Genomic DNA, 25,092 nt, shown 5'->3' on the forward strand with positions numbered 1-25,092 from the left:
CGAGAGCCATGAGCACGAACACGAACACGAACACGAGCACGACTACGAGCACGACTACGAGTACGACTACGAGTACGAGTACCGTTCCCGCTCCCGTACCGACGTCACCGGCGGCACCGACCGCGGACGCCGCGCGCAGCCTGGCCGACTGCCTGGCGCGCAACGCCGCCGCCTTCCCGCACAAGCCGGCCGTCATCCACCCCGACGGCCGCGAGCCCGGCGGCGGCCCGCGCTACCGCGAAGTCACGTACGGGGAGTTACAGGACACGGTCGAGGAGATCGCCCACGGACTCGCCCGCGCCGGGATCACGCGCGGGACCAAGACCGTACTGATGGCCCCGCCCGGCCCGGAACTCTTCGCCCTCGCCTTCGCGCTGTTCCGCCTCGGCGCCGTCCCCGTCGTCGTAGACCCGGGCATGGGCGTGCGCCGGATGCTCCACTGCCACCGCGCCGTCGGCGCCGAGGCGTTCATCGGCCCGCCGCTCGCCCACCTCGTACGGGTCCTCGGCCGGCGCACCTTCAGCCGTGTGCGCATCCCCGTCACCCTCGGCCGCCGCCGGCTCTGGGGCGGCCACACCCTCGCCGCGCTCCGCACCGCCGGTGGACCGAGGACCCCCGCCGCCGAGGTCGGCGGCGACGACCTCCTGATGATCGGGTTCACCACCGGAAGCACCGGCCCCGCGAAGGGAGTCGAGTACACACACCGCATGGCGCTCTCCATCGCCCGCCAGATCGAGGCCGCCCACGGCCGCACCCGGGACGACACCTCCCTGGTGACCCTGCCGTTCTACGGCATCCTCGACCTCGTCTACGGTTCCACCACCGTCCTCGCCCCGCTCGCACCGGCCAAGGTCGCCCGGGCCGACCCCGCCCTGCTCGTGGACGCGCTGGAACGATTCGGCGCGACCACCATGTTCGCCTCGCCCGCCCTCCTGCGGAACCTCGCCGACCACCTCACCACCCTGGGCCGCAGCCTGCCCGACCTTCGCTGCATCGTCTCCGGAGGCGCGCCCGTCCCCGACTCCGTCGTCTCCGCCCTGCGCACCGTCCTCGACGGGAAGGCGTCCGTCCACGCCACGTACGGGGCCACCGAGGTCCTGCCGATCACCTCGATCGAATCCGAGGAGATCCTCGCCGAGACCTCCGCCGGCAGCGCCCGCGGCGCCGGCACCTGCATCGGCCGCCCCGTCCCCGGCACCCGCGTCCGCGTCATCCCCGTGACCGACGGCCCGCTCCCCCGCCTCCACGCCGGTACCGCCCTGCCGGCCGGCAGCGTCGGCGAGATCCTCGTCGAGGGCGAATCCGTCAGCCCCCGCTACCACCGGGCGCCCCACTCCGACGCCCTGCACAAGGTGCGCGAGAGCCGGCCCGGCGCCGCCGCCCTCACCTGGCACCGCACCGGCGACCTCGGCTACCTCGACGACCGCGGCCGGCTCTGGTTCTGCGGCCGCACCTCCCAACGGGTGCGCGCCGCCGGCCGGGACCTTCACACCGTGCGCTGCGAGGGCGTCTTCAACGCCCATCCGCTGGTGCGCCGCAGCGCCCTGGTGGGCATCGGCCCGGCCGGAGCCCAGCGCCCCGTCGTCTGCGTGGAGACCACCGTCCCCGCCGGCGGCCCCGCCTGGCGGGAGCTGGTGGCCGAACTGCGCGCCCTCGCCGCCGAACACGGCCCCACCCGAGGGCTGGAGGAGTTCCTGCACCACCCCGCCTTCCCGGTGGACGTCCGCCACAACGCCAAGATCGGCCGCGAACAGCTGGCCCGCTGGGCCGAGCGCCGCCTCGCCCCGCCTCCGTTCTCGCGGGCCCGCGCGGCCCGGCTCGTACCCCTCGCGGGCTGGGCGTACCTCCTCGGCGGCGCCCTCTGGGCGGCCGTCGCCGACGTCCCCGACGTACCGCTCCTGCGCCTGCTCTGGTGGGCCGACGCCTTCCTCAGCATCCCCGTGCACGCCGCGCAGATCCCCCTCGCGCTGCCCCGGGGCAGGGCCGCGGGCCGCGGCGGGGCCGCCACCGCCGCGCTGACCATGCTCTACGGCGCCACCTGGTGGCGGGCGCTGTGAACATCCTGATCACCGGCGCCACCGGCTTCCTCGGCGGCCACCTCGCCGACGCCTGCCTGCGCGACGGCCACCGGGTCCGCGCCCTGGTCCGGCCGGGCAGCGACACCGCCCGCCTGAGCTCCCTCGGACCGGGACTCGAACTCGTACCCGGAGACCTCGCCGACACCGCCTCCCTGGCCCGCGCGGCCATCGGCTGCGACGCCGTCCTGCACAGCGCCGCCCGCGTCGTCGACCACGGCAGCCGGGCCCGGTTCGAGGAAGCCAACGTCACCGGAACGCAGCGGCTCCTGACGGCGGCCCGCGCGGCGGGCGCCACCCGCTTCGTCTTCATCAGCAGCCCCAGCGCCCTCATGCACCTGCGCGAAGGCGACCGCCTCGGCATCGACGAGAGCACCCCGTACCCCACCCGTTTCTTCAACCACTACTGCGAGACGAAGGCCATCGCCGAACAGTACGTACTGGCCTCGAACACCCCGCGCTTCACCACCTGCGCCCTGCGCCCGCGCGGCATCTGGGGCCCCCGCGACCACGCGGGTTTCCTGCCCCGCATGATCGCCTCGATGCGGGCGGGCCGACTGCCCGACCTGTCCGGCGGCAAACGGGTACGGGTCTCGCTGTGCCACGTCGACAACGCCGTCGACGCCTGCCTGCGCGCGACCGCCGCCCCCGCCGAACGCATAGGAGGCAAGGCGTACTTCGTGGCCGACGCGGAGGAAACGGACCTCTGGGCCTTCCTCACCCGCGTCGGCGCCCTCCTGGACTGCCCGCCGCCGCACCCCCGCGTCCCGCTCCCGGCCACCCGCGTACTCGCCGCCGCCGTCGAGACGGCATGGCGCCTGCACCCGTCGGCCGCCACCTGCCCGCCGCCGCTGAGCCGCTACATGACGGCCCTCCTCACCCGCTCGACCACGTACGACACGGGCGCCGCCCGCCGGGACCTCGGCTACGACCCGCCGCGCACTCAGGAGGACGGCGTGAACGGCCTGATCCGCTGGGTCCGCGCCAACGGCGGCACCGGAGCCTGGACACGGCCGGTCGGCACCGGCACGGGCACTGGCACCGGCACTGGCACCGGCACTGGCACTGGCACGGGCACCGGAAGCGGTACCGGAAGCGGCACCGGCACCCGAACCCGCACCGACGAAGGAACCACGCGACGATGACACCCCCGCACATCCCGTACCGGCGCCCGGTATCACCCACCGAACACCTCTACCTGGCCGCCGGGCACGCCCGCGGAGCCATGGCCCTGCGCATCGTCGTGGAAGGCCGCACCGCCCCCGGACCGGCCGCGCTCCGGGCGGCGATCGCCCGGGCCGCCGAAACCTGCCCCGGCTCCCGCCTGGTACGACGCGGAGCCGTCTGGACCGCCGAGGGCCCGCTGCCCGCGATCCGGTACGCGGCTCCCGCCGCCGGGCGCATCGACGTGTCGCACCCGGCCACGGCGGCACTCCTCACGGGCCACCCGCACCGCAACGCCCCACCGGGCTGCGAGGTCCTGGTGATCCCCGGCAACGCCTCCGAGGCGGCCACACTCGTGTTCAGCGCCTCACACGCCCTGATGGACGGTCACGGCGCCCTGACCTGGGTACGGGAGGTCTTCCGCGCCCTGCGCGGCGAACCCGGCACCCCCGCCCTCGCCCGGGACACCGACCGCGCCCTGCTCCGCCGCCTGGGCTCCACCACCAGGCGCCCCGCACTCGTCCCGGCCCACCCGTCCCCCCTGGGCCCCCGGCCTCCGGGCCCCGAGCGAACCCTCTGGCTCCGCCGCACCCTCCCCACCCGCCACCCGGCCCTCACGGCGCGCCTGGCCCAGGCCCTGACGGACAGCGCGGCCGCCACCGGCACCCGCTCCGGCGGCGCGGGCCGCGGCGGCACGCGGGTCATGATCCCGGTCGACCTGCGGCGCCACCGCCCCGGCATCGCCGCGACCGGCAACCTCACCCTCCCCCTGTTCCTGGACCTGGACCCGGGACAGGAGTGGCCGAGGGCACAGGTCACCCTGCTCCGGGCCCTCGCCGACGGCCGGGAGCTCGCCGGGGGCTTCGAGCCGGCCCTCCTCCCGCTGCCGCCGGCCGCCGCCGGCCTCCTGCTGCGGGCCGCCCAGGCGGGCACCGTACGGGCCGACCGCCACCTCGCCTCGGCGGTCGTCTCCCACCTCGGGCGCCTGGACCCGGCCGAGTTCTCCGGCGGGGGATTCACGGCGACGACCCTGTACGCACTGCCCGTCCACGCTCCGCTGGTCCCCGTCTCGATGGTCGCCACCGAGACCGACACCGCCACGGAACTCACGATGGGCGTCCGCGGCGGCCCCGGCGTGGCCGAACGCGCCACCCGCCTCCTGGACGAGATCCTGACCCGCCTCCCGCCCGCCGCCGCGCGGCCCGCCGCCGCGCCACTCCCGGAGCACGCGCCCACGCTCGCGCCCGCGCCCGCGCCCGAGTCGGCGCCCGCGCCCGGCGACACCGTCGTGGAGCTGTTCCGTGCCCGGGCCGCCCGTACGCCAGGTGCGGCCGCGCTCGACGGGCCCGGCGGGGTGGTCACGTACGCCGAACTGGACCGCCGCTCCGACGCCGTGGCCGCCGCGCTGCTGCGCCGCGGCATCGGGCGCGAGGACCTCGTCGGGCTGGTCGTCGACCGCACCCCGGCCGGGGTCTGCGCCCTCTGGGGCATCCTCAAGGCGGGCGCGGCCTACGTGCCGCTGGACCCCGCCCACCCCGCGGCACGGACCGCCGGGATCCTCCGCGCCTGCGGGGCCCGGCTCTGCCTGACCCGGCGCCACCTCGCCGAAGCCCTCGCCGCACTCGCCCCCTGCCCCCTGGTCGCGGCCGAGGACCTCGTCACCGGCCCGCCGCCGCACCACCCCCTACCGCCGGCCCCCGCGCCCGGGGACCTCGCGTACGTCATCCACACATCCGGCTCCTCCGGCCGCCCCAAGGGCGTGCAGATCGAGCACCGCAGCCTCGCCGGCTTCGTCCACTGGATGACCCGGGTCTGCCGCGTGGACGCCCGGACCCGCTTCGGCTTCGCGTCCTCCTACGGCTTCGACATCTCCTGCTTCCCCCTCTTCCTGCCCCTCCTGGCCGGCGGCACGGTCGTCCTCGCGCCCGACGCGCCCTCCCGCGCCACCCTGCGCCGGCTCGTCACCGACCACCGGGCCGACACCCTCGCCCTCACCCCCTCCCACCTGCCCCTGCTGACCGACGCGGGCGCAGGCACAGGCGGCATACGCACCCTGCTGCTCGGCGGCGAACCGCTGACCCCGGCCGCCGTGCGCACCGCCCGTACCGCCTTCGGCCCCGACTGCCGGATCATCAACGGCTACGGCCCCACCGAGACGACCGTCGCCTGCCTCGCCCACGTCGTCGACGACGCGCACCCGACCGCCTCCGCGACCCTCCCCATCGGCACCCCCGGCCCCTACGCCCGCGTCGACCTCGTCACCGAGGACGGCGAGCGCATCGGAACCGCCGCCGAGGACGCCGGCCGTACGGGGGAGATCGTGGTCACCGGCCCCCAGGTGGCCCGCGGCTACCTGGGCGCGCCGGACGGCCGGCCCTCCCCGTTCACCGAGGCCGAGGACGGCACCCGTACCTACCGAACGGGCGACCTCGGGCGCCGACTGCCGGGCGGGGCGGTCGAGTTCGCCGGGCGCATCGACGGCCAGCTCAAGATCGCCGGGCACCGCATCGAGCCCGCGGAGATCGTCGCGGCGCTCGAAGCCCGGCCCGGGGTGAGCCGCGCGGTGGTGGCCGTCCGCCGCCGCCCGCACACCACCACGCCGGTCCTGTGCGCGTACGTGGTGCCCCGCGCGGACGCCCCGTACGACACCGCCGCGCTGCGCTCCGCGCTCACCGCCCTGCTGCCCGCCGCCATGGTCCCGGCCCACATCATCCGCGTGGACGCCATACCCGGCACGGTCAGCGGCAAGGCCGACCTCGACGCGCTGCCCGACCCCTTCACCTTCACCTCCGCGAGCAGCCCGGTCCCCGCCCCGGTCCACGACCCGGCCGGACCCGCCCCCGCCGCCCTCCAGGCCCGGGTGGCCGCCCACTGGTCCGCGATCCTCGCCGTGGACACCGCCCGGCTGTCCGCGGATTCCGACTTCCAGAGCCTGGGCGGCGATTCCCTCGCCCTGGTGGAAATGCTCACCGCGGTCTCCGGGGACCTGCTGGAACCCGTCCAGGCCGGCCGCTTCATGGCCGGCCTCGACTGCCTCGTACGGAACCTGACGCTCGGCCAGGTCTGCGCCCACCTGACCGCCGCCCGGGAGGAGCTCCCCGCATGATCTTCGTCGGAGACGGCGCGCTCCTGCGCCGGGCCGTGGCACACGCCGCGGCGCAAGGCCACCCCGTGGACCTCGTCTGCTCCGCGGACCCGCAGGACGCGACGGGCGGCGGCGCCCCGCACCTGCACCTCCCCGCCCCCGCCGACGTCAACGCGCACGCCGACGACCTCGCCGGCACGTGCACGGACGGCATCGTCTGGTCCCTCAACAACCGCCGGATCTTCCGCGAACCCCTCCTCTCCCGGGGCCTGCGCATCCTCAACGTCCACAACGGCCTGCTGCCCCGCCACCGCGGACTGCCCTCGGCGGCCGTCCTCTTCGCCCTGCTGAACGGCGAGCACGAGTACGGCGCCACCCTCCACGAGGTGGACGCGGGCATCGACACGGGCCGCGTCCTGGCCGTACGCCCCTTCCCGATCGCCCCCGACGCCCGCCACTTCGAGGTCATGCTCCAGGGCGTGCGCGCCTGCCAGACCCTGTTCGAGGAAACCCTGCCGGCGGTCGCCTCCGGCGCACCGCTCCCGCCCCCGCCCGCCCCCGCGGGCCCCTCGGCGTACCACGGCACCCGCTCCCTGGACCGACTGGCGGCCCACCGGGACCACCCGTCGTACGCCCGCGCCACGGACCTCGGCCCCTTCGCCGCGCACGCCCCCGAACTGGCCGCGGCGATCGAGGCGGTGACAGGGTCTCACGCCGGGCATTGCCTCTCACCCCGATCGGGTTATACCCTCTAACGATAGCACAAGCATGTAGCGCATGGCTCTGTGTGCGGTGCCGTGCCGTGCCGTTCGTTCCCGTGCCCGACGCCAGAGGAGAACCCCGTGTCCGCCTTCCGCCGACCCCTCGTCCCCGCCGCCCTGTTCGCCCTGCCGCTCGTCGCCGGCCTCCTCGCGGCCACCGCCTCACCCGCCGGCGCGGCCACCCTTCCGGGCCACCGCCCCACCCCGTCCCTGACCTGCCGCGGGGCCGGCGTGGACCCCGGTGCCCGGGTCCGGTACCGGTCCGAGATCCTCATCGACGCACCGCTGAGCACGGTCTGGAAGCTCCAGACCGACGTCGAACGCTGGCCCGCCTGGCAGGCCCCCGTGACCACCGCGGAACGCCTCGACCGAGGCCCCCTCCGCCCGGGTTCGGCCTTCCGCTGGAGCGTTCCGGTACCGCCCAACCCGACTCCGGCCACCAGCCTGGAGATCACCTCGACCGTCGAACAGCTCCGCCGCCACTCCTGCCTGCGCTGGACGGGCCCCGCGACCGGCGAGGGACTGCGCATCGACGGCGTCCACGTATGGAACTTCACCCGGACCCCGCACGGGGTCCGGGTGACCACCGAGGAGACCCACACCGGCCCCCAGGTCGACGCGGACGTCCCCGCCGCGACCGCCATCCTCCGGCAGGGCCTCGAAGGATGGCTGAAGGACCTCAAGACCGCCGCGGAGTCCCGCGCCCACGAGCGGTCCTGAGGGGGCCGCGGCTGCGGCCCCCTCGTATGTCACACCGTACGAGCGGCCCCGACGGGCGAGCGGTGCGACGGGGACGCGGCGTCGGACCCGAGCGCCCCGAGGATGTCCTCCATCCGCTGCTTGGCGTCGCCGAAGAGCATCTGGGTGTTGTCACGGAAGAAGAGGGGGTTCTGCACCCCCGCGTATCCGGTGGCCATCGAGCGCTTGAAGACGACGACGTTCTGCGCCTCCCACACCCGCAGGACGGGCATGCCGGCGATCGGGCTGGCGGGGTCCTCGGAGGCTGCCGGGTTGACGGTGTCGTTGGCGCCGATGACGAGGACGACCGTGGTGTCGGAGAGCTCGTCGTTGATCTCGTCCATTTCCAGGACGATGTCGTACGGCACCTTCGCCTCCGCCAGCAGCACGTTCATGTGCCCCGGCAGTCGTCCGGCCACGGGGTGGATCCCGAAACGCACGTCCACCCCCCGCTCGCGCAGCCTGCGGGTGAGCTCGGCGACCGGGTACTGGGCCTGCGCGACGGCCATTCCGTACCCCGGCGCGATCACGACGGACGAGGCGTTCAGGAGCAGTTCGGCGGTGGCTTCGGCGGTGATCTCGTGGTGCTCCCCGAGGTCGGTGTCCTCGCTCGCGGCGGCCTCGACACCGAAGCCGCCCGCGATCACGGAGATGAACGAGCGGTTCATCGCCTGGCACATGATGTACGAGAGGTATGCGCCGGAGGAGCCGACCAGCGCTCCGGTGACGATGAGCAGGTTGTTGTTCAGCAGGAACCCGGACGCCGCCGCGGCCCAGCCGGAATAGCTGTTGAGCATCGACACCACGACCGGCATGTCGCCGCCGCCGATCGAGGCGACCAGGTGCAGGCCGAGGGCGAGCGCCACCGCGGTGACCGCGATGAGCAGACCGAGGCTCGGGTGGATGACGAAGAAGACCGTGAGGACCGCGAACGCGGCGAGGGCCCCGAGGTTGATCAGGTTCTTGCCGGGCAGCACCAGCGGGCTGGACTTGATGCGCGCCGAGAGCTTCAGGTACGCGACGATCGATCCGCTGAAGGTGACGGCGCCGATGAACACGCCGATGAACACCTCGGCGTGGTGGATGCCGAGCAGGTCCTGGGTCACCGCGGCATGCCCGGGACCGTCCGCCTCGACCTCGAAGTAGCCGTTCCAGCCGACGAGTACGGCGGCCAGGCCGACGAAGCTGTGCAGGAGGGCGATGAGCTCGGGCATGCCGGTCATCTCGACGACCTTGGCACGCCAGAACCCGACCCCCGCGCCGATCAGCATGGCGACGACGAGCAGGGTCAGGCCGGTCGCGGTGATGCTGCGCGAGGCCAGGCCGATGGTCGCGACGAGGGCGATCACCATTCCGGAGGCGCCGAACACGAGACCCGAGCGGGAGCTCTCGTGTTTCGAGAGCCCGGCGAGGCTGAGGATGAACAGGAGCGCGGCGACGATGTAGGCGGCCTGCGCGGCCGTGGCGGCAGTCATAGGGGGATCAGCCTCTCGAGAACATGGCGAGCATGCGGCGGGTGACCGCGAATCCGCCGAAGATGTTGATGCTGGCCAGCAGGATCGCGACGGACGACAGCACGGTGATCGTGGTGTCCGTGTGGGCGATCTGCAGCAGGGCGCCCACGACGACGATCCCGGAGATGGCGTTCGTGACCGACATCAGCGGCGTGTGCAGGGCGTGGTGCACCTTGCCGATGACGTAGTAGCCGATGACGATCGCGAGCACGAAGACGGTGAAGTTGCCGATCAGCTGGGACGGGGAGAAGGCGGTCAGGAGGAAGAGCGCCCCCATCCCGGTGCCGGCGAGCACGTACTTCGCCGCAGCCGACATCGGCTTCTTCTCGGGTACGGCCGCCTTCGCGGCCACCGGCGCCTGCGCCGACGGGGCGGCGGAGACCTGCACCGGGGGCGGCGGCCAGGTCGACTCGCCGTCACGCACCACCGTCATGGACCGCTGCACCACGTCTTCGAAGTCGATCACGTGCCGGCCGTCCTTGGCCGGGGTGAGCAGCTTCATCAGGTTGACGAGGTTCGTCCCGTACAGCTGCGAGGCCTGGGCCGGCAGCCGGGCGGGCAGGTCGGTGTATCCGATGATCGTCACGCCGTTGGCGGTGACGACCACCTCTCCCGCGACCGTTCCGGCGACGTTCCCGCCCTGCGACGCGGCCATGTCGACGATCACGCTTCCGGGCCGCATGCTCGCGACGTCCTGAGCGGTGAGCAGCTTCGGCGCGGGCCTTCCGGGGATCAGCGCCGTGGTGATGACGATGTCGACGTCGGCGGCCTGCTCGCTGTAGATCTCCGCGGCCCGGCGGTCGTACTCCTGCGAGGTGGCCTTGGCGTACCCGTCGGTGCTGGCGGCCTGTTCCACCTCGACGGCGAGGAACTCCCCGCCCAGGGAGCGGACCTGCTCCGCCACCTCGGGGCGCGGATCGGTGGCGCGTACGATCGCGCCCAGGCTGCTGGCGGCGCCGATGGCGGCCAGCCCGGCGACGCCGGCGCCCGCGACGAGGACCTTCGCGGGCGGCACCTTGCCGGCCGCGGTCACCTGACCGGTGAAGAACCGGCCGAACGCGTGCGCCGCCTCGACGACCGCGCGGTAGCCGGCGATGTTGGCCATGGAGCTGAGGACGTCCAAGGACTGCGCTCGCGAGATGCGCGGTACGGCGTCCATGGCGAGCACGGTGATGGGGCGTTGCGCCAGCTCGTCGACCAGGCCGGGGTTGAACGCCGGTCCGATCAGGCTGACCAGCGTCGCGCCGTCGGCCAGTTGCCCGATCTCCTCGCCGGACGGTGCGTTCACCTTCAAGACGATGTCGGCGCCCCAGGCGTCACCGATCTTCGCGCTCTGCGCGATGTACGCGTCGTCGGTGAACCCGGAGGCCGTGCCCGCCCCCGACTCGACGACGACCTCGTATCCCAGAGCGACCAACTGGCGCACGGTGGACGGCGTGGCCGCCACGCGCGTCTCTCCCGGCCCCGTCTCGGCCGCGACACCGATCCGCTGCGGTGTGGGATGACCCATGGCTTACCTCCCTTGTGTGATGAACGTGGATGTGGAACGAAGCCGACAGCGGCCGCAGTCCGAAGCCGCCGCAGATCAGTACCCATGACCGCGCACGAGCCCGCCCAGATTCTGATCACGTGGGCATCCTTTCGAGACACGTGTGGACCGCTACTCCGTCACATGTCGGCCCAGGCCGGGGCCGTGGGCCGGGCTGCGGCCGCGGGCCGCGCTGCGTGCGCTCGCAGCGGAACCGCGGATGCCTGCCGAAGTCATTGATCAGATGTCCGGGATGATCGGGACACCGCAAGAGGACAGCCGACAGAGGAGCAAGTGATGCAACTGCGTGATGTCCGGCCCGACGATGTCGATGCGTACGTTCGCATGCGCTGTGACCCGGTCATGATGGCGGATCTCGGTGGTCCGCTTCCCCGGGAAGGCATGGAGGAGAAGGTCCGTCGCGATGTCCGGAACGCGGCGGCGGGCACGCAGTGGATCAAGATGATCGTTCTCGACGAGGCGCGTCCGGCGGTGTCGGCGGGAACGGTGACCCTGTGGTCCCACACGGAAGACGGCGAGCGGATGTCCGAGATCGGCTGGATGGTGCTGCCGGAGTTCCAGGGACGAGGGGTGGGCAAACAGGCCGTCCGCGCACTGCTTGACCTGGCCGGGGCCGACGGCCGGTGGGGGTTGGTGCACGCGTTTCCCGCGACGGCGAACGTCCCGTCGAACGGCATATGCCGCTCGCTGGGATTCCGGCTCCTGGAGGAGCGGGACGTGACCTTCGCCGACCGGGTCCTGCGGACCAACCACTGGGTCATCGACCCCCGCCCGAACGACGCTCAGGTTCAGGTCGTGGTCCGGGAGGGGTAGACCGTGCGGCCGACGTAGGCGGCGGGTCGGTCGAGGTCCGGGGCGTCGTCGGGTGCGGGCTTGGCGGGGCCGAACATACCGGTGGCGGCGCGGGTCTCGTCGGGGTGGTTGCCGTACCAGGTCCGCATGACGGCCTGGACGGCGTCGGGGTCGCCGGCAGCGACCTGACCGGACCGTCGGCGCATGGCACCGCATCGACGAGCTCGAAGAGCGCGTCAGCCCGGGAGTAAGGGCAGTCGTAGAACTCAACACGAAAGCGGGACGACACGCCCAACGCCTCGCGTCCGGACACCTCAGCAGACAGGCTCATACACAGCGGCCGTTCTCTGGTACTTCGTGATTCGACATCTCGAAGCGTGGAGAACGGCCGCCTTCGCTGTCCCGGGAAACACCGCAGATCAGCAGGTCGGGTGACGAGCGAGGTCAAAGACCAAGCCAATTCCGGCCCCTGCCGAAGGGTCAGCGCAGCACGAAGAAGATCATCGGGTTGTTCTTGCTGTCCTTGAGACGGTCTCCCAGGGACAGGTTCTTCTTGACGTCGTTGAGGCGCTGCTGGATTTCCGGTTCGCGGGCTCGTGAGGCGGTGAAGTAGGGGTTGTCCCGTTCGGCGAGCCACCGCAGGACGACCGCACCCTCAGTGAACGGCAAGGCATGCCGACCGTGGAACACGTCGTGGACGCACACCGGTATGCCCGGCGTCATGCGCGGCATCAGGTGCTGGATGTACCAGCGGGCGAAACTCGCCGAGTGGGCCGCGTCGATGAAGAGGAAATCCGCTGTATCCGGGATCTTCTCCAGATTCTCCCGTACGTCGCCTTGCGTGAAGGTCCAGCGGCCCGCGGACAGCGACTCAGGGACGTTGCGCTCGACGTGCGACACGATGTCGTACGAGTACAGGCGCCCGCTGCCGTTGTCGCGCAGCGCCTGAAGTATCCAGGTCGTGGACCAGCCGTGAAAGGTACCTATCTCCACCACCGTCTCCGGCCTGGCCTCACGCAGGAGGAGGTAGGTGATCTCCGCCTCGATGTCATCGAGCTGGGCCTTCAGCGAAGTTGGCGGAGCCAACAGCTTGCGCTGCTCCTTCCGGACCCGGTCCAGGTCATCAGCGTAAGTCCGGTACAGCTGAATGACGCGGTCGATTTCGATGGGTCGGTGCATAGGGCGTGCTCCGTGAGAATCCGAGTGCTGACCGATCAGATCAGAGGCATGGCGGAAACCGTGCGAGAACGTAGCCGGCTTCGTCACTGGTAAGGCTGCCAGCAGCGCATCGACCGCCCATCCCCCCGATCAGACGACGCAGCAGGGGAATTACGCCCTCCTCCGAAGACGGTCTCCTGGGCGCGACCGACCTCCGGCATCGCCGCACAGGTGGGGTGGGACACCAAGATCATGATCGTTTGCGATTGGTGACGGTGACGCGGTTCCTGCCGGCACCCCAACACGACCACATCCGCCTCGAAATCGAGGCGTTGGAACTCTGTCCCCACGGGGATTCCTTTCCACCTGACCATCACGATCTGACTCTCTCCGGTATCCAAACCCCGGAGACAAGGCCCACCACGAGGGCGCATGGGAACCCACCCCCACGTGGGCCGATCAGGGGGCGCCTCACCATGCGGACCGCATGGAGCCTTGGATTCCGCCCCTCTGCCGTCCCGTAGTGTCCGGAGCCCGTTCATGAGCCACGCCGCCTCCTCTTCTGCTGTCACCGCACCGATCGGGGACGCAGGAGCTGTTCGGCGGCTGCCGCGGTCGGGCTCTGCAAGGTCGGCGGAGAGGGGGAGCCCCGGGTCACGGCATTGGACGGCACATGAGGTCCGGCCGCGTTGATGTTCCGGTTTTCCCGGGTGCGCCGCCTGCTCTTGGCCCTGGCCGTCATGGCGGCCGTGGTCGTGCCCCTGACTGCGGCGAGCCGCCCTCACATACCTGCCCCAGCCCCAGCCCGGCTGGCACCCGCGACGGCGGCCACGCTGCCGCAGGCGTACGCCGCGAACCACACGAACATCCTCCGGGCCGCTCATGAGGCCGCAGCGGCCGGCGCGAGCGGGCGTGCGGCGAGATTGCGGGCGCTGGCGGCAGACGGCCGGCAGTACCTCGCCTTCGACGGCCGAGGCCCCGGCCGAGTCGTTGAAGTCATGGGCGACCTGGCCCATGCGGACCGCATAGCGGTGCTGGTCCCCGGCGCCGACACGAGCCTGGACACCTACGACAACCTGGGCGGCGGTCTCCCCGCCGACTTGGTCCGCCGCGACGACGCTGCCTCCTCGTGCGCGGCACCCGCCGGCGACGCCACGCGGGTGGACCACAAGTCGCTGGGCGGCGCGGGCCTGGAGCTGCGCAGGGAGCTGTGCCGACAGGACCCGGCGGCCAAAGTGGCCGTCGTCACCTGGCTCGGCTACGACACACCCGGCCCGACCAGTCCGCAGGTCCTGACCGACTCGCGTGCACGAGCCGCGGCACCCGCCTTGAACGCCTTCGTCGCCGAGGTCCACCGGATCAACCCGCGGGCCAAGGAGACCCTGCTGTGCCATTCCTACGGGGCGGTGCTCTGTGGCCAGGCAGGTCCCCGGCTGGACGTGGCGTCCATCGTGCTGTTCGCCAGCCCCGGCACCGACAAACCCGACGTGGCAGCCCTCCATACCCGCGCAGTGGTGTGGGCGGGCCGCGGCAGCGGCGACTGGATCGCCAACGTCCCACATCAGAGGATCCACCTGCCCGGCGGCGCCACCCTCGGCTTTGGCCAGGACCCCACCGCCGCAGCTTTCGGAGCCCGCCGCTTCGACGCGGGCCACGGCGGCCACGGCGACTACTTCACGCCCGACTCTCTCTCCCTGCACAACCTCGCCCGCATCATCCTCGACCGGGACCCGGAGTCCGCACATGCGTGACCTGCTACACGTCGCCCGGCGCATCGACGACGCCACCCCCGCCAGCCGAGACCGCGCCATCGACACCCTGCGAGCCCTGGCCATCGCCGGCGTGGTCATGGGGCACTGGTTGGTCACCGCCGTCACGACCACAGACTCCGGGGCGCTGAGGGGCGCCAGCCCCCTCACGCACCTGCCACAGCTGGCGCCCGTCTCCTGGATCTTCCAGACCCTCGCCGTGTTCTTCCTCGTCGGCGGGCACTCGACCGCCGGAAGCTGGGAACGCTCCAAGGCCCGGGGCATCGGCTACCGCACCTGGGCCGCCATCCGCATACAGCGGCTCACCCGCCCGGTGGCCGGGCTGCTCTTCCTGTGGGCTCTGGCGTCCGTGGGCCTGCTGGCCGGAGGCGTGCGCGCGCAGACCTTGAGCACGCTGCTGAAACTGGTGCTCTCACCGCTGTGGTTCTTGCTGGTGTACATCGCGCTGACCGCCGCCACCCCGCTGATCGCCCGGCTCAATCCGCTGTGGCCACTGGCAGTGGTCCTTCATGTGGATCTGATCCGCTTCGGCTTCGGCGGCCCGGGCTGGATCGGCTGGGCCAACGTGGCAGCCGGATGGATGGTGCCCTACTGCCTGGGCACCGCCTGGGCACGCGGCGCCTTCACCCGCCGACGCACCGTGCTGGCGATGGTGCTCGGCGGCGGCGTCGCGACCGCGGCCCTGCTGCTGTGGGGCGGCTACCCGGCCTCGATGGTCGGTGTACCAGGGGCATCCATATCCAACCTCAGCCCCCCTACCCTGGCAGCAGTCACCTTCGGCATCACCCAGTGCGGACTGGCGCTCCTACTGCGCGAACCGCTCCGCCACGCGATGCGACGACCCGTCCTGTGGGCAGGCGTGGCCCTGGTCAACCTCTCCGCGCTCACGATCTTCCTCTGGCACCAGACGGCCATGCTGATCATCACCTCACTAGGCACGACCGTCGGCACACTCCCCGGCCTGGGCACCCCACCGGACAGCACCGTCTGGATAGCTGAGCGCATCGTGTGGATCCCCGCCTTCGCCCTGGCACTTGCCGCGTGCTGGGCCGCATTCCGCTCCCTCGAACGCGGCGGGCGATCCAAGACCGCGTAGCAGCCCTGGCCTCTCCGGTTGCGGGGAGGAAGGGGGGTGCCGTGCGAGCCCGCTGTGACTGAGCGTCGTAGTTGGCCAGTCTGGTCAACCAGGTACGCAGCCACGAGTCAGTGGAACCAGACGACAAGGCGTACGTTCTCGGCCCCGTGGACCTCGCTGAGGATGCGCATGACGCTCCAGACCCGGCCCCAGTCGGTGTCGACCCCCGCGGCTGAGGCGCGGGTTCGTGTACCTGAGGCGTCGGTCTCGTGCCAGTCCGTGGTGTCCAGCTCGGCCCAGGTCAGCCAGGTGGTCCCGTGCACATCGTGGGGGCCTCCGTAGCCAGCGAACCCACCTCGCAGCCCATCCGAGGCGTCGTCCGGGAAGCCACGATCCTCCGCCAAAGGACGGAAGCCGAAGGAGTTTCGGACTCCGAAGAGGCAGGCCAGGCCGTCGTAGGCGTTGCCCCTGTTGAGGAGGAAGAGATCGATGCCGACCTCCCATGCGGAGTCCTCGTCGTCGGGGCCCCACAGGCGGGCCCCTGGCCGGCATTCGATCATTCCGCTGACATCTGTCGACATGGGGAGATCCTGCCTGCGCAGGCCGGGAGGCAGCACCTCCATTTCCCAGGACTCCCGCGTCACCGGTCGAGCCCCCGGTTCGGCGCGCTTTGCGCCGCTCCGGCCAACTAGAACGCTCAGTGGCTTCCCAATGGAGAAGCCAAGCCGCAGAAACCGTGCTAACGGCCGGTAGCCTGACTGCCTGGCAGCCACACCTTCCCTTGGAAAAGAAGTTCAGGATGCACATCCTGGAAGATCCATCTGAGCTCTCGGCACGCGCACAAGACCTCCTGCGTCGCTCAGCCCGGCGTGAGTGCGCCTCTCGGTTCGGGCTGCCGATAGAGCTCTGGCAAGTGCGCGACCACACGGGGAAACTCGTCCCAGCTCCCATGGATCTCATCATCCGATGCGAGGGATTCGAGCAGAAGTTCGGTGGCCTGCGCTACGAGGTACGCCGTAGCTGGGTTGTGAACGGGGACCGGTACGAGACCGCCCGCGTGTGGGAGTACGACCACCTCGGTCTGCAGACGGCAGCATGGCAGGACCCAGGAAGAGGAGGCTGGTACTTCGAATGGACCGGCGAGCGTGTGTCGAAGCCGTGCCGGGACTTGATCCACACCGACGGCAGCGTGGGCACCGACATCGACGGCGGTAGTCCCTACCTCCCCATCGCCCCGTCGCTCCCGAATCTGATCGAATCACATGCCCTCACCGACACCGTCGCAACGTGGAAGCCATGGCCCATGAGCAGCCTTGCCACCTCGGCCATCGAACTCCTCGACGGCCTGGTGGAGGTGCCTGAAGCCTCATGGGGTTCCTCGCGGTGGCGGCTGTCGGACACCGTTGCCGTCATGGACTACGACAGCTGGGACCACAAGAATCCGCGCCGCCGGACGCTCGTCTGGTCTCGCGAAGAAGCCGGTCACCGTCAAGTACAGGCAGTCCTTGACGGACGGCACCAAGATCAGAGCGACGCCGTGACGCCCGGCGGAACGACTTCGTAGAGGCGCCGGTCCCGGATCAGGGCCCACAAGACGTTCACTCGGCGACGGGCGAGAGCGATCACAGCCTGGGTATGGCGTTTTCCCTCGGCGCGTTTGCGGTCGTAGAAGGTCCGGGAATTGGGGTCATGGCGGACGCTGGTCAGGGCGGACATGTAGAAGACGCGCTGGAGGACGCGGTGGTAGTGGCGGGGGCGGTGGAGGTTGCCGCTCTTCTTGCCTGAGTCATGCGGCGCTGGTGCGAGCCCGGCGAAGGCGGCAAGTCGGTCCGGAGTTGCGAAGAAGGTGAGGCCGCTGCCGACGCCGGCGAGCAACTCGGCGCCTAGGAGGGAGCCGATGCCGGGCATGCTCGTGATGATTTCGGCGAGGTCGTGGGCGCGGAAGCGGTCCTCGATGAACCGGTCGACTTCCGAGACCTTCTCGTGTAACACCCGAACGTCGGCGGCAAGGGTCCTCACCAGCTGGGCGATGACCGCCTCTCCAGGGACTGCGGTGTGCTGCTGTTCGGCGGCCTCGACTGCCGTAGCCGCGAGCTCCTCTGGGGTGCGGACACCTCGGGCACGGAGCCAGCGGGTCAGCCGGGCTGTGCCAATGCGCCGGATCGCGGCCGGGGTCTGGTAGCCGTCGAGGAGGACCAATGGACCGGCGCTGGTGAGGACGAGGGCGCGTTCCAGAGCAGGGAACATGCCGGTCAGCGTGGAACGCAGACGGTTGATGGCCCGGGTCCGGTCACGGACAAGGTCCGTGCGGCGGCTGGTGAGGATCTTCAGCTCGATGGTGGCCTCATCGGTGGGCCGCATTGGCTTGAGGTCCCGGCGGGTGCGGGCCTGGTCAGCGATCACCAGGGCGTCACGCGCGTCGGTCTTGCCCTCGCCGCGGTATCCGGCTGAGGTGCGCTGTGCTCGCAGCGGAAATCGAACACGTGATTGAATTGGTGGATGCAGTGCACCTCCTTCCCTGACGACCTGGTCGGCCTCCAGGCCGACTGGCTCCGTACGTACCGGACGCTGGCCGCCCGGCCCGCGACCGCGGGCGCGACCCCGCTCCGCCGTCGGCTGATCGCCCTCTCGTGCGCGATCTCCACCCATCCGTACTGGTCGCGCCCGGCCCGTGCGGCGGGGGGCCCGGCCGAGCTCCGCCGCGCGGCCGGGGCCCGGGCCCGGGCCTGGGCGAGGGCGGCATGACGAGCGCCTGCCCCGGAAGCGAGCAGGGCCCCGGCGCGCCGGGCCCCGCGCCCCGGCTGGTCGTCCATCCGCCCGACCACCGGGGGTGGCGCCGGGTGCGGTGCGACGGGCGGAGCCTGGGCACGGCGTACCGGATCAGCGACATAGCCGTCTTCCTCGCTGCGACGGGGATGGAGGACGCCGAGGACTTCGACCTCACGGACCCCGCTCTGGTCGACTGGCGTGGCGGCGGCCCGGACTGCTGGGCGCCGCCGCTGGCGTAAAGCGTGCGGCGGCTCGGGAACCAGGGCCGTCGGCCGTCGGCACCCCACCCTTGCTGAATCTATCGATTCTCGATAGATTCCCATCGTAACTCGATGGAAGGGTGGGTCATGGGAAAGCTGACCGTGGGTGCGCTGCGCGCGGTGCTCGTGGTGGTGTTCGCCGGCACCGTGTTCGTGCAGGCCGGAATGGTGTGGGCGCTGATCAGCGGGAACGATCCGGAGGACGGGTCGCTGCCGTTGACCCCGCTTCGCGTGATCACGATCCTGGGCATGGTGTCGGCCCAGGTCGCCCTGGTCTGCGTATGGCGGCTGGTGTCGATGGTGCGCCGCGGAACCGTCTTCTCCCACGCGGCCTTCCGGTACGTGGACGTCATGATCGGCGCGATCGTGTCGGCCGCCCTGGTGTGGTTCGGGGTCACGGCCATCAACGCGCCGGGGCAGCGGGAGGACCCGGGCGTCACCGTCATCATGGCCGGGGTCGGGGTGGCCATCCTCGGGGTCGCGCTCATGGTTCTCGTCCTGCGGATGCTGCTCGCGCAGGCCGTCGCGCGTGACGTCGAAGCGGCGCGGATGCAGGCCGAGTTGGACGAGGTGATCTGATGCCGATCAGCGTCGACATCGACGTGATGCTGGCCAGGCGGAAGATGTCCGTGGGCGAGCTCGCGGACCGCGTGGGGATCACTCCCGCCAATCTGGCCGTACTGAAGAACGGCCGCGCCAAGGCGGTGCGCTTCGCGACCCTCGCCGCGCTGTGCGAGGTGCTCAGGTGCCAGCCCGGCGATCTGCTGCGCTGGGAGGCCGACGACCCCGCGGCGGAAGCCGTGGGAGCCGTGGGAGCCGTGGAGGCCGTGGAGGCCGCGGAGGCCGCGGACGGATGATCCGGCCCGCGGCCGCGTACCGCGGCCGGGCCGCCGCGCGTCGTGCGATCACGGTCCTCCGCGGCGCCCGCCCCCGGTCCGGAGGGCCGGGCGCCGCCGGCGTCAGCGGGGGAGCTCCTCGCCGGCCCGGCCGCCGAGGCGGGCCACCCCCGGAACCGCCAGGCACAGCAGGCTCGACGCGATGACCAGGACGCCTCCGCCGGTCAGGACGGTGGCCGAGCCGAAGGCGTCGACGGCCGGGCCGACCAGGAGGTAGCCGAGGGGGAGGAGGGCGTAGGCGCTGAGCTGGTCCAGCGCGAAGACCTTGCCCAGCACGTCGGAGGGGAAGGCGCGCTGGAGCGCGGAGGCCCAGTACACGAAGTACATCTCCACGACGAAGCCGCCCAGGGCGAAACAGGCGGCGACCCCGGCCAGGGGGAAGGGCCCGACCAGGGAGAGCGGGACCAGGGCGTAGCCGGTGAGCACGAGCATCGCCACCGTGCCCGGGGCCTTGGGGCGCCAGCGGCCCGCCACCACGATCGCCGGGAGCGCGCCGATCGCCATCGCGGAGAGCACCACGCCGTAGGCGACGTCGCCTCCGAAGTGCTCGCGGGAGACCACCGGCAGCAGGGTCAGGGCCGTCGCGGAACCGGCGAACAGGTGCAGGCAGACCGTGAACATCACGGCCGTCGCCCACGGCCTGCGCCGGATGGCCCGCAGCCCGTGGGCCGCGTCGGCGAGCACCGAACGACGTGCCTGGCCCGAGGAGGGCACCTCTTCCGGCACCTTCAGAACCGTCAGCGCGCCCAGGGCGAAGACCAGGCCGGCCAGGACCAGCGCCGCACGCACCCCCACGAGGGCCACCAGCGATACGCCCACCAGGGCGCCCAGCACGGCGGAGCTCCGGTGCGCGGCGGCGACCAGCGCGTTGCCGCGTTCCAGCAGCGCGTCGGGCAGCAGCGAGGGGATGAGGGAGCGGGCCGCCGGGCGGGACATCGCCTCTCCGGCGCCCATGAGCATCGTCAGCAGCGGCAGCGAGGCGACGGGCAGCCACGGCAGCAGCGCGGCGGCCGTGAGGATCAGGACGGCGCGGAACAGATCGGCGCCGAAGAGGATCCGGGTGCGCTTCATGCGGTCGGCGAGTACGCCGCCCGCCAGCAGGCACACCACCAGCGACACGGCGCGGCCGCCGAGGACCAGGCCGACCTCGCCGGCCCCGCCGCCCGAGTGGAGGACGTACAGGCTCAGGGCCACCGGCAGCAGTTGGTCGCCGACGGCGCCGCTGGCCTGGCCCAGCCACACCCGCAGGAACCGGGGGTGCGCCCGCAGGGTCCCGGCGGCGGTGGCGGCCGTGTCGGCCCGCTCGGGTGCCACTTCGGTGCTCATGCGGCGACGCCTTCCGATTCGGCGTCCTGGTCCTGGTGCGCGTCCACGTCCACGTCCTCGTCCGCCCGGGCCTGGGCGCGGGGGTCGGCCGGAGTCACCAGCCCGATGCCGACCAGCGCCTGCGAGACCTCGGTGGCCTCCAGTACGCCGAGGGCCTCGGCCAGGGCGCCGAAGTTCAGCTCGGGGCCGCGGCGCAGGGAGTGGAGGACGGGTGCGACGGCCGCCGGCACGCGCGCCGTGCGGGTGCCGGTCCGCAGCAGCGCGGTGCCGTCCGGCTCCTCCGTCACCCGGAACACCGCCCCGTCGCGCAGCCGGTAGGGCGCGGACGTCGGCCCCGGCAGTACGGAAACGGGCTCGGGGACGACGGACTTGAAGGCGCCGGAGCGCACCGCCCAGAGCACGTCGGCGGTGTCGGTGGTCTTCGCGGACGCGGCCAGCCGCTCCGCCGCCTCGGCGAGCACGGTACGGGCCAGCTCCGCGTCCTCCTCCAGGTCGTCGAGGGAGACCGTCGCGCGCAGCCAGGCGTCGTCCTGGACGGCCCGGCTGACCAGCTCGGTCAGCAGGTCGTGGCGGGTGACCGGCGGGATGGCGATCGTCAGGTGCATGGAGAGCTCCTCCTGCGTGCGCGGTGAGTGGAAGGTGCCGCGCGGGAAGTACAGCGAGTCGCCCTCGCGCAGCACCAGTTCGGTGAGGGGCTCACTCGCGGCGCGCAGTTCGTCCCTCCGCCGGTCCGTGGAGTGGAACCAGGCGTGCGCCGGCAGCGGATCGGTGAACGGCTGGGTACGCAGCTCCCAGCTCTTGCTCCCGGTGATCTGGAGGACGAGCACGTCCTCGGTGTCGTAGTGCAGGTCGACGCCCTGAGAGTGCGGCGGGGTGACGAAGGCGTTGATGCGTACGGGATGGCCCAGTTCGGCCGACAACTGGTGGGCGAAGCGGCGCAGCGGCGGGTGGAAGCGCTGCAGGGACCGGATGATGAGGGTGTGCCCGGACGCGAGCGCGGCGCGCACGGTGTCCGTCGACACGAACGGCGCCGAGCCCGGGGCGTCACCGTCCTCGACGGCGGCGCCCCGGGCGACGGGCGCCTCGGCGTTGTCGCGCAGCAGCCGGATGGAGGAGGTGCGCAGGCCCGCGCTGAGTACGTCGTCCAGGGCCTCGGGGGAGAAGAGGTCGCCGAAGCCGCCGGGCAGTTCGGCGGCCGTGCTGTGCAGGTGCCGGCGGCCGAATATCCGGGTGCGGAAGGTGTCGGGTGATGCGGAGGTGCAGCGTTCCAGGGCCATGGTCCGCTCCCTTCGGGTGGTCGGATCTTCGGTCGTCGCGCCGGTACGGAGAACAGAGGACGGGGGCAGAGGACTGGGACAGGGGGCGGGGCGGGGATCAGGGGCGGCGGGCGGGGATCAGGGAGCGAGGCGCAGGGCTCCGCGTACCAGGAGCAGGCTCAGGGGGCCGCTGCCCGCATCGCCGTCGGTGGTGAACTCCGCCGCGCCGACGCTGTCCCCGGCGGAGAGCCGTTCCAGGAGGGCGCGGGCGGATGCCGGGAACCGGGCGCGCAGGCGCCCGAAGTCGGCCACCACCGCCCCGTCGTCCTCGTACGTCAGGCCGATGTCGCCGTTCGCCGCGTAGCGGGCGCCGGGAGCGGCCAGGGCCGCGAGTGCGCGCAGTACGCCGGCCAGTGCGGCCCCCTCCCGCTCCGCGCCGCCGCCGGCGACGGGCACGGCGTCCAGGCGTTCGAGCGCGCCGGAGGCGTGCGCGTGCACCAGGGCGCCGATCTCCTCGGCCGGGTCGAGGCTGTTCAGATCGAGGTCGGGCCCCGACGCGCGCAGCGCCGCGAGCAGGGTGTCGGCGGTGAGGGCGCCGAGGGTGGGCCGTCGGGCGGCGAGGGAGAGGTGCAGGGAGTGGCCGCCGGTGGATTCGGCGTGGTGCGGGGTGCCGCGCGGGACGTACAGGACGTCGCCGGGCTCCAGCAGCGGGGTGAGCGCGACCGGGCCGAGCGCGGCAGCGGGCAGCGCGCCCGGGGTGAGCGGTACCGGGCGCAACTGCTCGTGCACGGTCCACTGCTTGCTGCCGGACAGCTGGAGGACGAAGACGTCCTCGTCGTCGATGTGCGGGGCCAGGCCCTTGCGGTCGGGCGGCGTGAGGAAGGCGACGGCGTCCACCGGGCAGGACAGGGAGGCCGCGAGCCGTTCGCAGAGCGACCCGACGGCGGGCACGAGCAGTTCCACGGCGTCGAGGACGAGGGTCGCTCCGAGACCGAAGTGGCTGAGCACCTTCTCGGGGGCGATCGCGTCGGTCACGGTGCCGTGCCCGATGCGGCGGACACCGGTGTAGGTGCTTTCGGCAACTTGCTGCCCGTCCCGGACCAGGCGGACGTGGGGCAGCCGCAGGGCCCGGGTGGTGAGGAGGTCGGCGAGGTCCGCCAGGGAGAGGAGGCCGGCGAAGGCGTCGGGCGAGACGGCTTTGCGCAGCAGGGGCGTGCGGGTCCAGTGCCGGCGCAGGAACTCCTCGGGGTCGCCCACGAGCGGGGCGAGTGCGCCGCCGCCGTCCGAGGGGGCGGCGGACGCGGGCGCGCGGGGTGCGGTCGTGGCGGGGGCGGTTGCCGTTCGCATCGTCAGACCTTCGAAGGGGGCGGGAAGGCGAAGTCGGCCGGGACCAGCGGCCCGGGGCTGTCGGGGACGCCGGCGGAGAGCAGGTACACCGCGAACTCCTGCGCGGGGTCCACTCCGAGGAAGCGCTCCACCTCGTCGTCGGCGAACGCGACGGTCTGGAAGGGGCCCAGACCCAGCGCCGTGGCGGTCAGGGCGAAGGTCTGGCCGTAGTGGCCGGCGTCGTACATCCACAGCCGGTACGCGCGCGGGTGCCGGTACTTCCAGGCGAGCCGGTTGGCGACGGCCGTGGTGAAGATGGTGAAGGCCCCCTCGTACGAGGGCTCCTGGTGGTACGTGAGCTCCGCGACCCGTTCCCGCGGGGCGTCGGGGTCCAGCAGTTCCAGGGCGTGACGGGCGGGCGCGTAGTGGTAGAGGCCCGGCTGGACGCCTTCGACGTCGTAGACCACCACGTACGCCTCGACCTCGTGGCGGCCGCCCGCGGAGGAGCTGACCCGGCACTGCTGGGGGCCGAACGGGCCCCCGTAAATGAACCGGTGCGGCGCGAAACTGTGGAAGAGCAGGGTCCCGAGCTGGTCCAGCGAGACGGGGGCGCCGGTGAACCTGCGGTGCGTGCGCCGGGTGGCGAAGACGTCCTCGACCGGGGCGTCGAGGCGCAGCGGCCTGCGGGGCAGCATCACGACCGGGTTGCCGGGGTACTCCTTGAACATCTCCGGAGCGCCGCCCTCGGAGGTGATCTCCTCGACGAGCTCGACCCGCTGGGGGGAGTGGACCAGGTAGTTGGCGTTGCGGGCCTCGTCGTGGAAGCGCTCGGTGACGGCGCCCCAGCGCTCCCACAGCTCGGGAAGCGGCGGAGCGTCCTCGTTCGGGACCAGGACGCCGAGGCCGGTGAGGGTTTCCACGGCCTTCCGCACCCGGGCGCGCTCCTCGGCGGGGTGGCGTTCGGCGAGCTCCTGCGCATCGGCCCCGTCGCCGGCTTCCGTCAGGAGCGCGAGGAGATCAGGCGTGACCTCGATCCAGCGGCGCTGCCCGGGGATTCCCATGCGCAGTCCGTCCGGATGCCAGCTGAGGACCAGGTGTTCCCGGCGGCGGACCTTCATGATCGAGTCTCCTCATCGGTGTCCTGGGCGCGTTGCGGGGCTTACGGTGGAATCAGCACGGTCGCTTGGTGGAGCGCAGCGTCCGGCTGCGAGACATAGCCCGTCTCGCAGCCGGACGCTTTTTCTGTGCGGACCCCGTTCACGTGGGGGTCCTGGGCTCACTACAGGCTCGGGTGGTGAGCCACGACCTCGCGGTCCTCGATGATGACGATGTCCATTTCCTTACCTCCCTTCGGAAACTCGGAAATGCGCCGGTCGTCAGAGGCTCGGGTGGTGAGCGACGACCTCACGGTCCTCGATGATGACGATGTCCATTTCTCTGCACCTCCCTTCTGTTTCCGGTTTCCCGCGGTGTGCTTTCCGCGTTGGATTAATGACACCATTTTCGGGGCGCCGAGCAAAGGGTTTTCTGCGGGGGATCTGCGGGGCATCGCCGTTCCCGAATTCGGGTTTCTGGAATT

At 72.1% G+C, this 25,092-nt stretch carries 22 protein-coding genes and 1 pseudogene; 13 read left to right on the forward strand and 10 right to left on the reverse strand.

Features of this window, described 5'->3' with window-relative positions:
- The first annotated feature begins 8 nt into the window (after positions 1-8).
- The 5 genes from ACFYXV_RS19805 to ACFYXV_RS19825 all read left to right on the forward strand — a co-directional run bounded on the left by ACFYXV_RS19805 (position 9) and on the right by ACFYXV_RS19825 (position 7,805).
- The gene (locus ACFYXV_RS19805) at positions 9-2,057 is read left to right on the forward strand and encodes a fatty acid CoA ligase family protein (RefSeq protein ID WP_389383619.1); all 2,049 of its coding nucleotides are present in this window, start codon (positions 9-11) and stop codon (positions 2,055-2,057) included.
- Complete coding sequence (locus ACFYXV_RS19810) at positions 2,054-3,220, forward strand: NAD-dependent epimerase/dehydratase family protein (RefSeq protein WP_389383620.1); 1,167 nt, start codon at positions 2,054-2,056, stop codon at positions 3,218-3,220. The genes ACFYXV_RS19805 and ACFYXV_RS19810 overlap by 4 nt, the downstream gene beginning before the upstream one ends.
- Positions 3,217-6,345 (forward strand): non-ribosomal peptide synthetase, encoded by a 3,129-nt coding sequence (locus ACFYXV_RS19815; protein WP_389383621.1) that lies wholly within the window; start codon positions 3,217-3,219, stop codon positions 6,343-6,345. The genes ACFYXV_RS19810 and ACFYXV_RS19815 overlap by 4 nt, the downstream gene beginning before the upstream one ends.
- A complete protein-coding gene (locus tag ACFYXV_RS19820; RefSeq protein WP_389383622.1) occupies positions 6,342-7,079 on the forward strand; it encodes a formyltransferase family protein in 738 nt (245 codons plus the stop codon). Before ACFYXV_RS19815 ends, ACFYXV_RS19820 begins: the two co-directional genes overlap by 4 nt.
- A gap of 87 nt (positions 7,080-7,166) precedes the next feature.
- Positions 7,167-7,805, forward strand: a complete 639-nt coding sequence (locus ACFYXV_RS19825) for an SRPBCC family protein (RefSeq protein WP_389383623.1) — start codon at positions 7,167-7,169, stop codon at positions 7,803-7,805.
- Positions 7,806-7,834: 29 nt separating this feature from the next.
- Here ACFYXV_RS19825 and pntB read toward each other — a convergent pair whose 3' ends face one another.
- Together pntB and ACFYXV_RS19835 are read right to left on the reverse strand one after the other, a co-directional pair.
- The gene (gene pntB / locus ACFYXV_RS19830) at positions 7,835-9,298 is read right to left on the reverse strand and encodes a Re/Si-specific NAD(P)(+) transhydrogenase subunit beta (RefSeq protein ID WP_383349472.1); all 1,464 of its coding nucleotides are present in this window, start codon (positions 9,296-9,298) and stop codon (positions 7,835-7,837) included.
- A 7-nt stretch (positions 9,299-9,305) separates the two neighbouring features.
- Positions 9,306-10,847, reverse strand: a complete 1,542-nt coding sequence (locus ACFYXV_RS19835; RefSeq protein ID WP_389383624.1) for a Re/Si-specific NAD(P)(+) transhydrogenase subunit alpha — start codon at positions 10,845-10,847, stop codon at positions 9,306-9,308.
- A 315-nt stretch (positions 10,848-11,162) separates the two neighbouring features.
- Here ACFYXV_RS19835 and ACFYXV_RS19840 point away from each other — a divergent pair, with 315 nt between their 5' ends.
- A complete protein-coding gene (locus ACFYXV_RS19840) occupies positions 11,163-11,699 on the forward strand; it encodes a GNAT family N-acetyltransferase (RefSeq protein ID WP_385470060.1) in 537 nt (178 codons plus the stop codon).
- On the opposite strand, the gene ACFYXV_RS19845 is transcribed toward ACFYXV_RS19840, so the two are convergent.
- Positions 11,675-11,884, reverse strand: coding sequence for a hypothetical protein (locus ACFYXV_RS19845; protein WP_389383672.1), 210 nt, complete (start codon positions 11,882-11,884; stop codon positions 11,675-11,677). The genes ACFYXV_RS19840 and ACFYXV_RS19845 overlap by 25 nt on opposite strands.
- Before the next feature lie 274 nt (positions 11,885-12,158).
- On the reverse strand, positions 12,159-12,857 hold the full coding sequence (locus tag ACFYXV_RS19850; RefSeq protein ID WP_389383625.1) for a class I SAM-dependent methyltransferase: 699 nt from the start codon (positions 12,855-12,857) through the stop codon (positions 12,159-12,161).
- A gap of 719 nt (positions 12,858-13,576) precedes the next feature.
- Between ACFYXV_RS19850 and ACFYXV_RS19855 the strand changes: the two genes are divergently transcribed.
- Together ACFYXV_RS19855 and ACFYXV_RS19860 are read left to right on the forward strand one after the other, a co-directional pair.
- Positions 13,577-14,587 (forward strand): alpha/beta hydrolase, encoded by a 1,011-nt coding sequence (locus tag ACFYXV_RS19855; RefSeq protein ID WP_389383670.1) that lies wholly within the window; start codon positions 13,577-13,579, stop codon positions 14,585-14,587.
- Positions 14,580-15,701: an acyltransferase gene (locus ACFYXV_RS19860; RefSeq protein ID WP_389383626.1), complete on the forward strand. Its 1,122-nt coding sequence runs from the start codon at positions 14,580-14,582 to the stop codon at positions 15,699-15,701. The genes ACFYXV_RS19855 and ACFYXV_RS19860 overlap by 8 nt, the downstream gene beginning before the upstream one ends.
- 107 nt (positions 15,702-15,808) lie before the next feature.
- Here the strand turns inward: ACFYXV_RS19860 and ACFYXV_RS19865 are convergent, their stop codons facing one another.
- Positions 15,809-16,261 (reverse strand): hypothetical protein, encoded by a 453-nt coding sequence (locus tag ACFYXV_RS19865; protein WP_389383627.1) that lies wholly within the window; start codon positions 16,259-16,261, stop codon positions 15,809-15,811.
- Positions 16,262-16,629: 368 nt separating this feature from the next.
- On the opposite strand from ACFYXV_RS19865, the gene ACFYXV_RS19870 reads away from it, so the two are divergent.
- On the forward strand, positions 16,630-17,244 hold the full coding sequence (locus ACFYXV_RS19870; protein ID WP_389383628.1) for a hypothetical protein: 615 nt from the start codon (positions 16,630-16,632) through the stop codon (positions 17,242-17,244).
- On the opposite strand, the pseudogene ACFYXV_RS19875 reads toward ACFYXV_RS19870, so the two are convergent.
- Positions 17,205-18,149 (reverse strand): annotated as a pseudogene (locus tag ACFYXV_RS19875) (IS110 family transposase); the annotation flags it as partial. The gene ACFYXV_RS19870 and the pseudogene ACFYXV_RS19875 sit on opposite strands and share 40 nt — an antisense overlap.
- A gap of 30 nt (positions 18,150-18,179) precedes the next feature.
- Between ACFYXV_RS19875 and ACFYXV_RS19880 the strand changes: the two are divergent.
- From ACFYXV_RS19880 to ACFYXV_RS19895, 4 genes are all read left to right on the forward strand, one after another.
- A complete protein-coding gene (locus tag ACFYXV_RS19880) occupies positions 18,180-18,425 on the forward strand; it encodes a hypothetical protein (protein WP_389383673.1) in 246 nt (81 codons plus the stop codon).
- Entirely contained in the window at positions 18,422-18,688 is a 267-nt protein-coding gene (locus tag ACFYXV_RS19885) for a hypothetical protein (RefSeq protein ID WP_389383629.1), read from the forward strand. The genes ACFYXV_RS19880 and ACFYXV_RS19885 overlap by 4 nt, the downstream gene beginning before the upstream one ends.
- A 108-nt stretch (positions 18,689-18,796) precedes the next feature.
- A complete protein-coding gene (locus ACFYXV_RS19890; RefSeq protein WP_383349492.1) occupies positions 18,797-19,288 on the forward strand; it encodes a DUF2975 domain-containing protein in 492 nt (163 codons plus the stop codon).
- The gene (locus ACFYXV_RS19895) at positions 19,288-19,566 is read left to right on the forward strand and encodes a helix-turn-helix domain-containing protein (RefSeq protein ID WP_389383630.1); all 279 of its coding nucleotides are present in this window, start codon (positions 19,288-19,290) and stop codon (positions 19,564-19,566) included. Before ACFYXV_RS19890 ends, ACFYXV_RS19895 begins: the two co-directional genes overlap by 1 nt.
- A gap of 102 nt (positions 19,567-19,668) precedes the next feature.
- On the opposite strand, the gene ACFYXV_RS19900 is transcribed toward ACFYXV_RS19895, so the two are convergent.
- The 4 genes from ACFYXV_RS19900 to ACFYXV_RS19915 form a co-directional block, all read right to left on the reverse strand.
- A complete protein-coding gene (locus ACFYXV_RS19900; protein ID WP_385470039.1) occupies positions 19,669-20,931 on the reverse strand; it encodes an MFS transporter in 1,263 nt (420 codons plus the stop codon).
- Positions 20,928-22,208 (reverse strand): JmjC domain-containing protein, encoded by a 1,281-nt coding sequence (locus ACFYXV_RS19905; RefSeq protein WP_385470037.1) that lies wholly within the window; start codon positions 22,206-22,208, stop codon positions 20,928-20,930. Before ACFYXV_RS19905 ends, ACFYXV_RS19900 begins: the two co-directional genes overlap by 4 nt.
- Before the next feature lie 117 nt (positions 22,209-22,325).
- On the reverse strand, positions 22,326-23,534 hold the full coding sequence (locus ACFYXV_RS19910; protein WP_385470035.1) for a cupin domain-containing protein: 1,209 nt from the start codon (positions 23,532-23,534) through the stop codon (positions 22,326-22,328).
- A 2-nt stretch (positions 23,535-23,536) separates the two neighbouring features.
- Positions 23,537-24,631, reverse strand: coding sequence for a SagB/ThcOx family dehydrogenase (locus ACFYXV_RS19915; protein WP_385470033.1), 1,095 nt, complete (start codon positions 24,629-24,631; stop codon positions 23,537-23,539).
- Positions 24,632-25,092 lie beyond the last annotated feature (461 nt).

This window comes from Streptomyces sp. NPDC002181, from assembly GCF_042890485.1.
GTDB lineage: Bacteria > Actinomycetota > Actinomycetes > Streptomycetales > Streptomycetaceae > Streptomyces.